Raw genomic sequence first — 14417 nt, 5'->3', positions numbered from 1 at the left:
ACGTTGGGTCATGGCGGTGGCGCAGCCGTCGGCAAGGCTGGCAATAAACAGGGTTTAACGATGGCGAAGCCGCAGAAACGTTTTGTCTGCCAATCCTGCGGCTCGGTTTCGTCGCGCTGGCAGGGGCAATGCGTCGACTGCTCCGAATGGAACACCATTTTGGAGGAAGCGCCGGCGATCGTGACGCCGTTCCAGGCCAAGCACAATCTCCAGGGCGGTGGCCGCGCGCTGGCCATGATGGCGCTCGATGCCGAAGTGCCGCTGCCCGCCCGCATGCCCAGCGGCATCGCCGAGCTCGACCGGGCGCTTGGCGGCGGCTTCGTGGAGGCCAGCGCCACGCTGATCGGGGGTGACCCGGGGATCGGCAAGTCCACCCTGCTGCTGCAGGCCGCGGCGCGCATGGCGCTGGCCGAGGCGGATGTGGCCTATGTCTCGGGCGAGGAGGCCGCGGACCAGGTGCGGCTGCGTGCCCGGCGGCTCGGCCTGGGCGACGCGCCGGTGCGGCTCGCTTCCGCCACGTCGGTGCGCGACATCCTGACCACGCTTGGTGCGGGCAAGCCGCCGACGTTGCTCGTGATCGATTCGATCCAGACCATGCATTCGGATTTGATCGAAGGCGCGCCGGGCACGGTGAGCCAGGTGCGCGCCTCGGCACAGGAGCTGATCCGCTTCGCCAAGGAACGCGGCACCGCGCTGGTGCTCGTCGGCCACGTCACGAAGGACGGAACGATCGCCGGCCCGCGCGTGCTGGAGCACATGGTCGATACCGTGCTGAGCTTCGAGGGCGAGCGCAGCCATCAATATCGCATCCTGCGCGCGATCAAGAACCGCTTCGGCGGCACGGACGAGATCGGCGTCTTCGCGATGCAGCAGGAGGGGCTCACCGAAGTGGCCAACCCCTCGTCGCTGTTTCTCACCCAGCGCGACGAGAGCGTCACGGGCACGGTGGTCTTCCCGGCGCTGGAAGGCACGCGGCCGGTACTGGTCGAGATCCAGGCGCTGGTCGTGCGGCTCGCCAGTGGCGCCACACCGCGGCGGGCAGTGGTGGGATGGGACAATGGTCGGCTGGCGATGATCCTTGCCGTGCTGGAGGCGCGCTGCGGGCTGAGCTTCTCCTCGGCAGAGGTTTATCTCAACGTTGCCGGCGGCTATCGCGTGCAGGATCCGGCCGCCGACCTTGCCGTGGCAGCGGCGCTGGTGTCGGCACTGTCGGAGCGCCCGGTGCCGACCGATGCGATCGCCTTTGGCGAGATCGCGTTGTCGGGCGAGGTGCGCAGCGTCGCGCATGGCAGCTTGCGGCTGAAGGAAGCGGCGAAGCTGGGGTTCGGCCAGGCGCTGGTTCCCTCCGCCATGACCGGCGAAAAGGGCGCGCTGCGGCTTTCCGGTTTTTCGACACTCGGCAGGCTGGTGGATCATCTGCTTGGGCGCGGCTAACCCGGTGCGGTAACGTTGATCGGGCACAGATCGTCGCCATGTAGCGATGCGCCACGCGCGCCCTGTTCTCATCATCACCGTCATGGCCTAGATCGGCGACAATGAACCTCAACGGACTTGATATCGCGGTACTCACCGTCGTCGGCGGCAGCGCGTTGCTTGGCCTCAAGCGCGGCTTTGTGACGGAGGTGCTGGCGCTCTTCGCCTGGGTCGCGATGATCTTCGCCGTGAAGCTGTTTCACCTGCCGCTCTCGAAAGCGTTGACGGGCACGATCGGCACGGCATCGGGCGCGGCGACGCTCGCCTTCGTGCTGCTGTGCGGCGTCACCTATATCGTCGGGCGCATGGTGGCGCGCGCCATGGGAGAGCGGGTCCGCAAATCGGTGCTTGGCCCGGTGGATCGCGCGTTGGGCTTTGGCTTTGGCGCGCTCAAGGGCCTGATCATCGCCAGTCTTGCCTTTTTGCTGGTGGTGCTGGTGCTCGACACGATCGGCGGCGGGCCGGCCAATCGCCCGGCCTGGATCAAGGAGGCGCGGACGTACCCGCTGCTGAACGTCACCACCAATGCGATCGCGGACTTTATCGATCGCCGGCGCCGCGGTGAGCCCGTATTCGGGCCGGCACCAAAGGGAAAGCAGCCGGCATGAGCGACACGCTGTACAATGACGCGATCTTGCGGCTCGCGACCGACAATCCAATCGACGAGCGGCTCGCCGATCCGCAGGGCAGCAGCGAGCGGCGCTCGCCGATCTGCGGCAGCCGCGTGACCGTGGATGTGAACCTCGGATCGGACGGCCGGGTCAGCGAGGCGGGGATGCTGGTACGCGCCTGTGCGCTCGGCCAGGCTTCGTCGTCGCTGCTCGCCGCCAACGTGATCGGCCGTACGCCGACCGAATTGGCCGATGCGCGCGATGCGCTGTCGGCCTGGCTGGCACGTGAGGGTGGTCTGCCGGACTGGCCGGGGCTCGACGTGCTGACGCCGGCGCTCGATTATCACGCCCGCCATGCCTCCATTCGTCTCGCCTTCGAGGCCGCGGCTGAGGCAGCCGAACAGGCGCAGCGCGGCGCAGGGGAACACTGATGGAGCATGCCACAGGATCGCTGCTTCGAGACGGCGTGATCCTGCTCGGCGCCGGCCTTGGCTTCGTGCTGTTGTTCCGCCGGCTGGGCCTCGGTGCCACGCTGGGGTTCCTGGTGGCGGGTGCGGTCGTCGGCCCGCAGGTGCTGGGGCTGATCGGCGATGCCGAAGCGAAGCTTGGCGTCGCCGAACTCGGCATAACCTTGCTGCTCTTTATCGTTGGGCTCGAGCTGAACCCCGGGCGATTGTGGCGGCTGAAGGAGGATATCTTCGGGCTCGGGCTGCTGCAGGTCGTGGCCTGCGGCATCGCGGTGACCGCGATCATCGCGATCTTTGCGCATTTCTCCATCCCCGCCGCACTGGCGCTCGGACTGCCGCTCGCGCTGTCGTCGACGGCCCAGGTGCTGCCGATGCTGCAATCCTCGGGTCGCCTGCGCACCCCCTTCGGAGAACGCGCCTTCTCGATCCTGTTGTTCCAGGATCTGTCGATCATCCCGCTGATCACCATCATCGCCGCGATGAGCCGCAATCCTGCCGACGCCGCCGGCCCGCCGGGATGGGTGCTGGTGTTGTACACGCTGGCGGCGGTGGTCGGCCTGATCGCGGCTGGCCGCTTCGTGTTGCGGCCGCTGTTCCGCGGCATCGGCAACATGGGCGAGCGCGAAATGTTCGTCTTTGCCGCGTTGTTCACCGTGATCGCCAGCGCGGCGCTGATGGAGGCGCTTGGGCTTTCGACCGCGTTGGGTGCGTTCATTGCCGGCGTGATGCTGGCCGACAGCCCCTATCGGCACGAACTGGAGGCCGATGTGGATCCGTTCCGCTCGATCCTGCTCGGTTTGTTCTTTCTCACCATCGGCATGATGCTGAACCTGACGGCGATCGCCGAACGGCCGCTGTTCGTGCTTTCCATGGCGCTGGCGTTGATCGCGACCAAGACGCTGGTGATCTTCCTGATCGGCCTTGCCTTTCGCATGTCGTGGCGCGCGGCGCTCGCGCTGGGCGTACTGCTGAGCCAGGGCGGCGAGTTCGGCTTCGTGCTGTTCGCCCAGGCGACCAACGCTTATCTGATCGCGCCAGAGGCCGCGTCCTTGTTCGGCGCCATTATCACGCTGTCGATGGCGACCACGCCGTTTCTCATGACGCTCACCCGTCGGTTCCGTGAAACGCCGATCGTGCCGGGAGAGCGCGAAGGCCCGAAGGCGGATGGCGCCAATGCGTTGATCGTTGGCTATGGTCGCTTCGGCCAGACCGTGGGGCAGATGCTGCTCGCGCAGGACATCCCCGTGACGCTGATCGACACCGATATCGAGATGATTGATGTCGCCGGAGAGTTTGGCGCCAAGGTTTATTATGGCGACGGCACGCGATTGGACCTGCTGCGTCAGGCGGGCGCGGCGGAGGCCGAAATGATCCTGTTCTGCACCGACGGCGAGCAGGTGACGGCCGATGTGGTCGAGGCGGTGCACGAGGCGTTTCCCCGCGCGGCCATTTACGTCCGGGCGTTTGATCGCCGCGGGCTGATCAAACTGAAGAACGGGCCTGCGCGGCTGGTGGTGCGCGAAGTGCTTGAATCGGCGGTCAAGATGGCGCGTGCCGCGATGGAGGGCCTGGGTATCGACCGTGCCGAGATCGACCGTGCGGAGGACATGTATCGCGCGCGCGACAAGGAGCGGCTGCGCATCCAGCTGGAAGCCAACGATATTCGCGCCGCCCGCGCGATCGTGGCGGCGCAGCAGCCATGGGGGAACGACCGATGAACTGGCTGATGATGCTGGGCGCCTTGTCGGGCGCGCTTGCGGTCGGCGCCGGCGCTTTTGGCGCGCATGGCGCAAGCGGGCAGGCCGCGGAATGGCTGCGCACCGGGGGGCAGTATCAGCTGATCCACGCCGTTGCGGTGCTGGTCGCGCTCCGGCTGGAGGCGCGCGGACCGGCGTGGCTGTTTCTGGCGGGCGGCGCGCTGTTTGCTGGTACCTTGTACCTGATGGCGCTGGGCGCGCCACGCTGGTTTGGCGCAATCACCCCGATCGGCGGCACGCTGCTGATCGGTGGCTGGCTATGGCTCGCCTGGCTGGCCGCCCGCGGCTGACCCTAGCGTTTGCGACGGCAAGCGTCGGAGCAGTAGATCACCTGATCCCAGTCGCGCGCCCATTTCTTGCGCCAGGTGAACGGCCGCTGGCAGGCCGGGCAGACCTTTGTCGGCAGATTTCCTTTGGCGACGCCGCTGGGCATCAGTTCGGCTGGATCGCCAGGAAGCGCTGAACGTCGTCAAGCGACACCTGCTTGTCGAGATACGTTTGGCCGATGCCATGCGCGAGCAGGAACGGAATCTGGCCGCCGCTCGCCTTTTTGTCATGCCGCATATGGTCGACGAGCCGCTCGGCCGGGGCGGAGATGCCGGCCGCCGACAAGCCGTTGGGCAGCCCCGCCGCCTGCCAGTGCGCCGCGACGCGAATCGCGTCTTCCATCGGGCACAGGCCGTGCGCCACCGAATAGCCGAACGCCAGCGCACAGCCGGCGGCGACTGCCTCGCCGTGGAGCAGCCGGTCCGAAAATCCGGCCTCGGCCTCCAGCGCATGGCCGAAGGTGTGCCCGAGGTTCAGCAATGCCCGGCGCCCCGTGGTCTCGAACTCGTCCTCGCCGACGATCCGGGCCTTGGCGCGTACCGAATGCGCGATGGCATATTCGCGTGCCGCCGCGTCGCCCGCGAGCAGCGCCGGGCCATGTTCCTCGCACCAGGCGAAAAAGGTGGCGTCATCGATCAGCCCGTATTTCACCACCTCGGCATAGCCGGCGCGCAGCTGGCGGAGCGGCAGCGTGTCGAGCACGCGGGGATCGATCAAAACGATCTTGGGCTGATGAAAGGCGCCGATCAGGTTCTTGCCGGCGCGCGCGTTGATGCCCGTCTTGCCGCCCACCGAGGAATCGACCTGCGCCAGCAAGGTCGTGGGCACCTGGACGAAGCCGCAGCCCCGCTTCAGAATGGCGGTGGCGAAACCGACCAGATCGCCGATCACCCCGCCCCCGAGCGCGATGACATGGTCACCGCGCTCGACGCCGAGCGCAAGCAGCCGATCGGTCAGCTGCTCAAGCGTCGCCCAGCTTTTCGAGTTCTCACCAGCGGGAATAATGATCGTCTCGGTGGACACGCCGGCCGCATTGAGCGAGCCGCGCAGTGTCTCCAGATGCGGCGCGACATTGGCGTCGGCCACGATCGGCATCGGCCGCCCGCGCGATAGCGGCGCCAGGATATCGCCTGCCGTGGCAAGAAGGCCCGCTTCGATCACCACGTCATAGCTGCGCGCACCAAGCGCCACCGGAACAATCGTCATGAGGCCCCGTACCCGATCGCGTTGAGGATGGCACGAACCGTTGCCTCGTGCGGCGCATTGTTGCTGGGCACGCGGATATGCGCCTGGGCGTAGAGCGGATTACGGACTGCGGCGAGCTCGCGCAGCACCGTCGCGGGATCCTTGCCGCGCAGCAGCGGACGGGTGTCGCGCCGACGGACGCGCTCCACCAGCACCTCGATATCGGCGTCGAGCCAGATCGCTAGCGCGTCGGACAGGATAAGGGCGCGCGTCGCATCGTTGACGAAGGCACCGCCGCCGGTCGCGATCACTTTAGGGCGGCCATCGATCAGCCGCTGGATGACACGCCGCTCGCCGTCCCGGAAATAAGGCTCGCCAAATTGCGCAAAGATGTCCGCGATCGACATGCCAGCGGCTTCTTCGATCTCGTTGTCGGCATCAACAAAGGGTAGCCCGAGCCGGTGTGCGAGCCGCTTGCCGACCGTTGATTTGCCGACGCCCATCAGGCCGACGAGCACGATCGGCTCGCGCTGCCAGCGGCTCTTGCTATCGCGCGTAGAAGTGGTGGGGCTTTGCAACATGAGTTCGAGGGCTATACAGCGCGTCGGCGCCCCGGGCACAAGGCTCGGTAGTTTGTGTTTAGAAGCGCGGGTTTGCTCCCGCGCCGTGCAGGGTTGAAACATGTCGCGTTTGATCGTCACGCTGGTTGTGCTGTTGGTGGTCGTGGTGGGCGCGCTGTTCTTCCTAGCGGGAAGTGCAACGGAGCAGCCTACCACGCAGGTCGAAAAGGCGGTCGAGCTTGGCAACCTCGCGAGCTAGGTTGATCGCGGCGCTCGCCGCCGCCGCTTCCCTGGCCGCTGCTGCGGTCGCCCAAAACGCCCAGGCACCCGAATCGCTGTTGCCACCCGGCTTCGGTGAGCCCGTTGCGCCGCCGCCCGCTGCACGGCCCAGCGGTGCGGTGGTGCAGCCCCTGCCAAGCGCACCACTCGATCTGCCGGCGGTGGAGCCGTCGCCCAGTCCGACGCCAACGCCGACGCCGCCGAGCGACGAAGAGCTGGCGCAATATGAGATGCCGCTGTTCGCGCGGCGATCGCTGGCGCGCGTGGGGCCGATCGGCCTTGGCGAGGGTGGTGTGCCGGCCAATGCCTTCGGCTCGGCCGACGGCGGCTATCTCGAAGGCCTAATGCGCCGGCTTTCCGCGCCGTTGCCGTCGCGCTGGTTATCGATCGCGCTGCGCCGCGCGCTTCTTTCGCGCGTGGACACGCCCGCCGGGCTGGATGGCGCCGACTTTGCGGCAGAGCGCGGCTGGCTGCTGCTGCGCATGGGCGAATCGGTGGCAGCGCGCAGCGTCCTTCAGAGCGTCGACACCGCGGACGCCACGCCCAAGTACCGGCAGGTTGCCATGCAGGCGATGCTGGCGACGGGCGACCCGGCCGGCCTGTGCCCCCTGACGGACGGTGCTGGCGACAGCGAGCGCGCCTGGATCCTGGCGCGTGCGATGTGCGCGGCATTGGTCAACGCCGAGGGAGGCGCCAAGCCGCTGATCGACGCTGCCCGCCGCAAGCGGATCGCCAGCGGCATCGATCTGGCGCTGGCGCAAAAGGTGATCGGTGCGGGGCTGAACAGCCGCCAGGCGGTAACCATTGAGTGGGATCCGGTGGTGCAGCTGACGACGTGGCGGTTCGGCCTCGCGACCGCCACTGGCGTTGCTATTCCCGACGAATTGTATCGCACGGTGGGCCCACAGGTCACCGGATGGCGGGCGCTGGCACCGGCAATCCCGATCGGCGATCGCGCGAATGCGGCGGAGACCGCCGCCGCGATGGGCGTAGTCTCCAATGCCGCCTTGGTGGACCTTTATGCCGCGCTGGATGCAGCGGAGGACACGCCATCCACGCTTGGTGCCATCGCCTCGGATCTGCGCGCTGCTTATGTGGGTGCCGATGTCGCGACGCGGCTGCGCGCGCTGACGCAGCTGTGGGACGGCGTGGAGACGTCACAGGCGCGCTATGCGCGGCTGATCCTGACGGCGCGCGCCGCCGCACGCGTGCGGCCGACCGACGGCAAGCCGCAGGCCGACCGGATCGTGGCGGCGATGCTGTCCGCCGGGCTGGACCGCACGGCGCAGCGCTGGCGCGGTCAGGTTGAGGAAGGCAGCGATGCCTGGGCGTTGCTGGAACTATCCGATCCCGATGCGACGACCCGCGTATCGTACAATGCCGTGGCCTCCTATGCCGGTGCGGGTGAAACGGACGCGAAGCGCAAGCTGCTGTTTGCCGGGCTAGCGGGGCTGGGCCGGCTTTCACCGCAAGAGATCGAAAGCGGCGCAGAGGCGCTCTCAGTCCCGATCGGCGCGGCGAACAGCTGGACCCGGGCGCTCGATCGCGCGGTGAACGAGCGGCAGCCCGCAACGGTGCTTCTGCTCGCCGGCATCGGCATGCAGGCGCCAAGCTGGCGACAGGTGCCACCGGCGACATTGTATCGGATCGTGGCCGCGTTGCGCGCGGTGGGGCTCGGCGGAGAAGCACGTATGATCGCCGCCGAGGCGCTGTCGCGCATCTGATCATGACGGGCGATGCGGCCCTTATCGATCGCTTTCTCGAGATGATGGCGGCGCAGGCCGGCGCCGCGCGCAACACGATCGCGGCGTACCGCAGCGACCTTCTGCTCGCCTCCGCGGCTTTAGAGGGAGGGCTTGCCGAGGCAGATACAGCGGCGATTGCGCGTTTGGGTGACGAATGGGCCGGGCTGGCGCGCGCGACCGTTGCGCGAAAGTCGGCGGCGGTTCGGCGCTTCTTGGTTTTTCTTCACGAAGAAGGGCTGCGTTCCGACGATCCGGGCCAGGCGCTGCCCAAGCCGGGGACGCACCGGCCGCTGCCCAAGACGCTGAGCCATGACGATGTCGGGCGCTTGTTCGCAGTCGTGGCGTCACGATTGGACCGAGCGCAGGTGTTGCCGGCCGATCTACGCAACGCGGCGCTGCTGGAGTTGCTGTACGGATCCGGGCTGCGCGCTACCGAGCTGGTGTCGCTGCCCCGCAATGCCATTCACCCCGATCGCCCTTTTCTGATCCTGAAAGGAAAGGGCGGAAAGGAGCGGCTGGTGCCGCTGTCCGATCGTGCGCGGGCGGCAACTGCCGTGTGGCGCGGGCATGTGCCGTCCGAATCGCCGTGGCTGTTTCCGTCCGGCAAGGCGCATATGTCGCGGGTTCGCCTGTTCCAGATCATTCGCGCGCTGGGAGCGGAAGCCGACATTCCGCCCGACCGGATCAGCCCGCACGTCCTGCGGCATGCCTTTGCCACGCATCTGCTGGAGGGCGGGGCGGATCTGCGCGCATTGCAGGCGATGCTGGGCCATGCGGATATCGCCACCACCGAAATCTACACTCATGTGGATCGCGCCCGACTGGTGACACTGGTGAACGAGCGCCACCCCCTCGTTGACGTGGCCAAGCCGCGCGCCTAGCTGCGCACGATGCCGACATTTCTCGATTTTGAAAAGCCGATTGCGGAACTCAAGGCGCGGATCGACGAACTGCGCGACACCGGCGCCGAAGGCGGGGTGGATATTGCAGCTGAGGTGGCGAAGCTGCAAGCAAAGTCCGATCGCATGTTGCGCGATACCTTTGCCAAGCTGACGCCCTGGCAGAAGACGCAGGTCGCGCGGCATCCCGAGCGGCCGCATTTCAAGCATTATGTCGCGGGCTTGTTCGACGAGTTCGTGCCGTTGGCAGGGGATCGCGCCTTTGGTGACGACCAGGCGATCATCGGCGGCTTTGCCACCTTCCGCGGGCGCCGCGTGCTGGTGATGGGCCACGAAAAGGGCGACGATACCGCCAGCCGTCTCAAGCACAATTTCGGCATGGGCAAGCCCGAGGGCTATCGCAAGGCGGTCCGCTTGATGTCACTGGCGGATCGGTTCGGCCTGCCGATGGTGACGCTGGTGGACACCTCCGGCGCGTTCCCCGGCTTGCAGGCCGAGGAGCGGGGGCAGGCCGAAGCGATTGCTCGTTCGACCGAAGCCTGCCTTGCCGCCGGTGTGCCGCTGGTATCGGCGGTCGTTGGCGAAGGCGGGTCGGGCGGCGCGATCGCGCTGGCCAGCGGCAATCGCGTACTGATGTTCGAGCATGCGGTGTATTCGGTGATCTCGCCGGAGGGTTGCGCCTCCATCTTGTGGCGCACCGCGGACAAGGCGGCGGAAGCGGCCGAGGCGATGAAGGTGACGGCGCAGGATCTGAAGGCGCTGGGGGTGATCGACACGATCGTTCCCGAGCCGCTGGGCGGTGCGCACCGCAGCCCGTCGGCAGCGATCGGCGCACTAGGCGATGCGATCGAAGGTGCGCTGGGCGAGCTTTCATCGATGGATGCCGATGCGCTGCGGCGGCAGCGGCGGGAGAAGTTCCTCGCGATGGGGCGAGCGCTCAGCTGACAAAAGAAAAGGCGGCGAACCGAAGCGCGCCGCCTTGTTCTGGCGGAGCCGGCACGATGTGCCGGCTCACCGACGATTAACGAACGTTGGTGTTCATCTTCGTCGAAACGGTGTTGAACGTGGTCGACAGCTGGTTGCCCAGCGTGCCCATCGCCGTGATGGCTGCCACGGCGATCAGCGCGGCGATCAGGCCGTACTCGATGGCGGTGGCGCCCTTGGAATCCTTGATAAATGCGCGCATCTTCTGCATGTTCGATCTCCGATAATAAAACGCTTCAGTCACCCGACCGGCTTGGGTGATCCCCGCTCCGGTGTTTTCGTCAATCGCAGAGACGGGTTGAAAAACATTTAAGGTCGATCGCTCGCGCTCAGCGCGCGTGGACAACGCGCTCGCTGACATTGTTCCACATAGCGATCGTGATGTCGGCGACGTTGCTGATGCTGGCCATGGTCGCGATCACGATCAGCGCGACGATCAAGCCATATTCGACCGCCGTTGCGCCGCGATCGTCGCGCACAAGCGCGTGCCAAGTGGCAATCACCGATTTGATCGCGGCATAAGCTCGGTCCATGCGCCCGTTGATCGCACAGCAGGCTTAACGAAAGGTCGACATGAGCATCGCGGGGAAACCCGAAACGCTGATTATTCTGGTGGTTGCGGCAGCGTTGGTCGACCGGGACGGACAGGTCCTCGTGCAGCAGCGCCCGGCAGGCAAGCAGCATGGCGGCTTGTGGGAGTTTCCGGGTGGAAAGGTGGAGCGCGGCGAAACACCCGAAGCGGCGCTGGTACGCGAATTGCGTGAAGAACTGCAGATCGGCGTTTCGCCTGTGGCAGTCCGGCCGCTGTCGTTCACGACCGAAGAAGCCGCAGGGCGCCACCTGACCTTGCTGCTGTACATCGTGGAGGCGTGGACGGGAGAACTGAGCCCGACGGCCGCCGATGCGATACGCTGGGTCAGCAGCGAATCGCTTCGCGACCTGCCCATGCCGCCAGCCGACCTGCCCCTTGTGGACGTGCTTGCCCGGGCGCTGCTCGATCAGCAGAGCGGATAATAGGGCATCCGATCGGGCCACCAGCCACAAGCGGGCACCGCCATCGCCGTCACTCAAGGTGGAGGCCCGACCGGGAATCGAACCCGGGTGCAAGGATTTGCAGTCCTCTGCGTCACCACTCCGCCATCGGGCCTCGATGCGAGCGAGGCGGGCAGATGCGGCGACAGAGCGGGCGTGTCAAGTTTCTACGTTGGCGGTGATGGCTCGGCGCGATAAAGCGCCACTCTGGACCACAAGTGTATTGCCACAATAAAACAGTCGTGCGACAGGTGACGAGATGACGATGACGATGGAACGCCAACCCGACTTTGCCGCCATGCGGACCGCCATGGTGGCGAGCCAGCTTCGCACCAATGCCGTGTCGGATGCGCGGGTGGTCGGCGCGATGGCCACGGTGCCGCGCGAGGCGTTCGTGGACGCGGCAAAGGCGCCGTTCGCTTATCGTGACGATCTGGTGGCGCTGGGTGGCGGGCGATCGCTGAACCTGCCGATCGCGACCGGGCGGCTGCTGACCGAGGCTCGGCTGCGATTGAGCGACCGCGTGCTCCTGATCGGTGCGGCCACGGGTTACACGGCTGCGGTGCTGGCCGAACTGGTCGCGTCGGTGGTGGCGGTGGAGGTTGACCCGGCGCTTGTGGCGCAGGCACGAACCATCCTCGGCCGGAACGAGCGGATCGCCATTGTCGAAGCACCGCTCGAACGCGGTCATGCCGAGGGCGGCCCGTATGACGTCATGATCATCGACGGTGCGGTCGAGCATCTGCCCAACGCGCTGGTGGCGCAGGTGCGACCGAACGGGCGCATCGTCGGCGGCATCAACGACAAGGGCGTCACGCGGCTGGCAAGCGGGCGGCGCAGCGACGGCGGCTTCGCCATGATCGATTTCGCCGACATCAATTGCTGTCTGCTGCCAGGCTTCGCCCAGCCGGCTCGCTTCACGTTCTAACAAAAAGAGTCGCAATGAAACGCGTCGCTGCCCTTTCCCTGATCGTCGCCTTGAGTGCATCGCCTGCGCAGGCCGACACACTGCGAGAGGCACTGGCGCGGGCTTATCGCGAGAACCCGACCATCACGGCGAGCCGCGCGCAGCTGCGGGCGGTCGACGAGAATGTGCCGCTCGCCAAGGCGGCGGGGCGGCCGACGCTCAGCACCAACGGCGGCGTAACCGAAAACTACCTGCGCAGCGGCAATTCCTTCACCACGCCGGAGAAGCTCGCGCAGGCGCAGCTCGCGCTCAACGTGCCGTTCTTTTCCGGCGGCGCGGTGCGCAATTCGGTGCGTGCAGCCGAAACGCGGGTCGAGGCGGGCCAGTACAACCTTCGCGGCACGGAAGCTTCGCTCTTTTCCGAAGTGGTGGCCGCGTACAATGACGTGATCCGGGACGAGGCGATCGTCGGGCTGAACCAGCAGAATGTTCGCGTGCTGGAAACGAACCTGCAGGCAAGCCGCGACCGTTTCGAGGTCGGCGATTTGACGCGAACCGACGTTGCGCAGTCCGAGGCGCGGCTAAGCCTTGCGCGGGCGCAGTTGCAACGCGTGCAGGCGACGCTGATCGGCAGTCGTGAAAATTACGTCCGGTTGGTCGGTGACGCGCCGGGCGATCTGGCCACGCCGCCGCCGCTGCCCAATCTGCCGCAAAGCGCGGACGGGGCGGTCGGCGTGGCGCTGCGCGACAATCCGACGCTGCTTGCCGCGCTGAAGCAGCGCGATGCGACTGCATTCGACGTGCGGGTGGCGCAGGCGAGCCGGCTGCCTCGGCTGGGTGTCGGCGCGACCGGCAATTACGTGAATTATCTCGGCTCGCTAGGGAGCGGCACGGGGCTGGGTGTAGGGCAGTCGGGTACCTCCGCGGGCATCGGGCTGAACGTCAGCCTACCGTTGTTCCAGGGGGGGCGACCCGCCGCGCTGGTGCGGCAGACGCGGGCGACGCGCGAGCAGTCGATCGAGAATGCCACGGCGGCCGAGCGTCAGGTGATTGCATCCGCCCGATCGGCATTCGCCATCTATCGTTCCTCGTTGCAGGTGATCGCTTCGTCCGAGCAGGCGGTTGCGGCCAATCGCCTCAGCCTCGAAGGCGTGCGCGCCGAGAACAGCGTCGGCAATCGCACGATCCTCGATATCCTCAATGCCGAGCAGGAGCTGTTGAACAGCCAGGTGACGTTGGTGACCGCGCGCCGCGATGCCTATGTCGCCGGCTTCGCGCTGCTCGCGGCGATGGGGCAGGCGGAGGCCGAAGATCTGGGGCTGGACGGTGGGCCGCTCTACAACGCCGCCGAGAATTACCGCGCGGTGCGCAACCGCTTCTCCGACTTCGGCGATGGCGCCGCTCCTGTGGCGATTGCGCCCTCGACGAGCGCGGTAGCGCCTCAGAATGCCACGGTCGACCGTCCGCTCGACCCGGCGCTCGACAGCAGCAAGGTTGACAGAAGCCCGGCGTTGACCACAGGTGAGAATGCACCAAACCGCTGATCGTCGGCGGCTTTCTGGATAGGGTGAACTGCGCGCATGGGGGATGTCAGCGCCGAGCCGTCGATGGAGGACATTCTTTCCTCCATCAAACGGATCATCGCCGAAGAGGGTGATGATCGACCGACGCGCCCGCGCCGTAGCGCGACGGGGCGCGCCGTTCTCGAATCCGCGCCGGAACAGGAGCGTCGCGTAGACGCCGACGAGCCGGACGAGGTTCTCGAATTGAGCCATCCCATGCCGCCGAGCGCCGGCCGTTCTGCCGCTAACGGCGCAAGCGCCCCGTCCGCGGCGCCTGCGCCCACGCCACCACGTTTCCGGGACGAAGACGAGGACGCCGATGCTGCGGCGGCCTTGCTTTCCGAGCAGACCGCGCAGGCGACCCGTGGCGCGATCGATGCATTGTCCAAGCTGCTGGTGAAACCCGAGCCCAAGAGTGACGGCACGCTTGAAGGTCTGGTCCGCGAAATGCTGCGCCCGATGCTGCGCGAGTGGCTGGACGCGAACCTGCCCAGCATGGTGGAAACGATCGTGGCGCGCGAAATCGCGAAGCTGACCCGCGGGATGTCCTGATCGCTTCATAGCCGTGCATCGGCCGCGGCGTGCCGCATGCCACTGTTGCGGTGACATGGTAACATGCTGATTGTTGC

The 14417-nt window shown here is 66.8% G+C and carries 18 protein-coding genes and 1 tRNA gene; 13 read left to right on the top strand and 6 right to left on the bottom strand.

The window, feature by feature from the left end; all coding sequences use genetic code 11:
* Positions 1-60: 60 nt before the first annotated feature.
* The 5 genes from radA to SPDO_RS13335 all read left to right on the top strand — a co-directional run bounded on the left by radA (position 61) and on the right by SPDO_RS13335 (position 4598).
* Positions 61-1434 carry a DNA repair protein RadA gene (radA, locus tag SPDO_RS13355; RefSeq protein ID WP_088367997.1) on the top strand — a complete coding sequence of 458 codons (1374 nt, stop codon included), beginning with the start codon at positions 61-63 and terminating at the stop codon, positions 1432-1434.
* Between the two features lie 101 nt (positions 1435-1535).
* Positions 1536-2081, top strand: a complete 546-nt coding sequence (locus SPDO_RS13350; RefSeq protein WP_088367996.1) for a CvpA family protein — start codon at positions 1536-1538, stop codon at positions 2079-2081.
* Complete coding sequence (locus SPDO_RS13345) at positions 2078-2515, top strand: iron-sulfur cluster assembly scaffold protein (protein WP_088367995.1); 438 nt, start codon at positions 2078-2080, stop codon at positions 2513-2515. The genes SPDO_RS13350 and SPDO_RS13345 overlap by 4 nt, the downstream gene beginning before the upstream one ends.
* Complete coding sequence (locus SPDO_RS13340; RefSeq protein WP_088367994.1) at positions 2515-4269, top strand: cation:proton antiporter domain-containing protein; 1755 nt, start codon at positions 2515-2517, stop codon at positions 4267-4269. The genes SPDO_RS13345 and SPDO_RS13340 overlap by 1 nt, the downstream gene beginning before the upstream one ends.
* Positions 4266-4598: a DUF423 domain-containing protein gene (locus SPDO_RS13335; protein ID WP_169716266.1), complete on the top strand. Its 333-nt coding sequence runs from the start codon at positions 4266-4268 to the stop codon at positions 4596-4598. Before SPDO_RS13340 ends, SPDO_RS13335 begins: the two co-directional genes overlap by 4 nt.
* Positions 4599-4600: 2 nt before the next feature.
* Here the strand turns inward: SPDO_RS13335 and SPDO_RS13330 are convergent, their stop codons facing one another.
* Genes SPDO_RS13330 through SPDO_RS13320 form a run of 3 tightly spaced genes read right to left on the bottom strand, consistent with a single transcriptional unit; the run spans position 4601 to position 6401 of the window.
* Complete coding sequence (locus SPDO_RS13330) at positions 4601-4741, bottom strand: DUF2256 domain-containing protein (RefSeq protein ID WP_088367993.1); 141 nt, start codon at positions 4739-4741, stop codon at positions 4601-4603.
* A complete protein-coding gene (gene aroB / locus SPDO_RS13325; protein ID WP_088367992.1) occupies positions 4741-5841 on the bottom strand; it encodes a 3-dehydroquinate synthase in 1101 nt (366 codons plus the stop codon). The genes SPDO_RS13330 and aroB overlap by 1 nt, the downstream gene beginning before the upstream one ends.
* Positions 5838-6401 (bottom strand): shikimate kinase, encoded by a 564-nt coding sequence (locus SPDO_RS13320; protein WP_088367991.1) that lies wholly within the window; start codon positions 6399-6401, stop codon positions 5838-5840. Before SPDO_RS13320 ends, aroB begins: the two co-directional genes overlap by 4 nt.
* A gap of 100 nt (positions 6402-6501) precedes the next feature.
* Between SPDO_RS13320 and SPDO_RS16970 the strand changes: the two genes are divergently transcribed.
* Genes SPDO_RS16970 through SPDO_RS13305 form a run of 4 tightly spaced genes read left to right on the top strand, consistent with a single transcriptional unit; the run spans position 6502 to position 10248 of the window.
* Positions 6502-6639, top strand: coding sequence for a hypothetical protein (locus tag SPDO_RS16970; protein WP_169716265.1), 138 nt, complete (start codon positions 6502-6504; stop codon positions 6637-6639).
* Entirely contained in the window at positions 6620-8383 is a 1764-nt protein-coding gene (locus tag SPDO_RS13315; RefSeq protein WP_088367990.1) for a hypothetical protein, read from the top strand. Before SPDO_RS16970 ends, SPDO_RS13315 begins: the two co-directional genes overlap by 20 nt.
* A gap of 2 nt (positions 8384-8385) precedes the next feature.
* Complete coding sequence (locus tag SPDO_RS13310) at positions 8386-9285, top strand: tyrosine-type recombinase/integrase (protein WP_088367989.1); 900 nt, start codon at positions 8386-8388, stop codon at positions 9283-9285.
* 9 nt (positions 9286-9294) lie between these two features.
* On the top strand, positions 9295-10248 hold the full coding sequence (locus SPDO_RS13305) for an acetyl-CoA carboxylase carboxyltransferase subunit alpha (protein ID WP_088367988.1): 954 nt from the start codon (positions 9295-9297) through the stop codon (positions 10246-10248).
* Positions 10249-10324: 76 nt separating this feature from the next.
* Here SPDO_RS13305 and SPDO_RS13300 read toward each other — a convergent pair whose 3' ends face one another.
* The gene (locus SPDO_RS13300; protein ID WP_088367987.1) at positions 10325-10498 is read right to left on the bottom strand and encodes a Flp family type IVb pilin; all 174 of its coding nucleotides are present in this window, start codon (positions 10496-10498) and stop codon (positions 10325-10327) included.
* Positions 10499-10616: 118 nt separating this feature from the next.
* Positions 10617-10820 (bottom strand): Flp family type IVb pilin, encoded by a 204-nt coding sequence (locus SPDO_RS13295; protein WP_088367986.1) that lies wholly within the window; start codon positions 10818-10820, stop codon positions 10617-10619.
* Between the two features lie 40 nt (positions 10821-10860).
* On the opposite strand from SPDO_RS13295, the gene SPDO_RS13290 reads away from it, so the two are divergent.
* Positions 10861-11301 (top strand): (deoxy)nucleoside triphosphate pyrophosphohydrolase, encoded by a 441-nt coding sequence (locus tag SPDO_RS13290; RefSeq protein ID WP_088367985.1) that lies wholly within the window; start codon positions 10861-10863, stop codon positions 11299-11301.
* A 59-nt stretch (positions 11302-11360) separates the two neighbouring features.
* Here the strand turns inward: SPDO_RS13290 and SPDO_RS13285 are convergent.
* Positions 11361-11434 (bottom strand) — tRNA-Cys (locus tag SPDO_RS13285).
* Positions 11435-11578: 144 nt separating this feature from the next.
* Here SPDO_RS13285 and SPDO_RS13280 point away from each other — a divergent pair.
* The 3 genes from SPDO_RS13280 (at position 11579) to SPDO_RS13270 (ending at position 14340) form a co-directional block, all read left to right on the top strand.
* Positions 11579-12247: a protein-L-isoaspartate O-methyltransferase family protein gene (locus tag SPDO_RS13280; protein WP_088367984.1), complete on the top strand. Its 669-nt coding sequence runs from the start codon at positions 11579-11581 to the stop codon at positions 12245-12247.
* 14 nt (positions 12248-12261) lie between these two features.
* Complete coding sequence (locus tag SPDO_RS13275) at positions 12262-13770, top strand: TolC family outer membrane protein (protein WP_211280085.1); 1509 nt, start codon at positions 12262-12264, stop codon at positions 13768-13770.
* Between the two features lie 63 nt (positions 13771-13833).
* Positions 13834-14340 carry a DUF2497 domain-containing protein gene (locus SPDO_RS13270; RefSeq protein ID WP_088368062.1) on the top strand — a complete coding sequence of 169 codons (507 nt, stop codon included), beginning with the start codon at positions 13834-13836 and terminating at the stop codon, positions 14338-14340.
* Positions 14341-14417: the final 77 nt, after the last annotated feature.

This window comes from Sphingomonas dokdonensis (assembly GCF_002197685.1).
GTDB lineage: Bacteria > Pseudomonadota > Alphaproteobacteria > Sphingomonadales > Sphingomonadaceae > Sphingomonas > Sphingomonas dokdonensis.
Note: the sequence above shows the minus strand (reverse complement) of the source record. Positions and strands in the feature narration are given on the sequence as shown.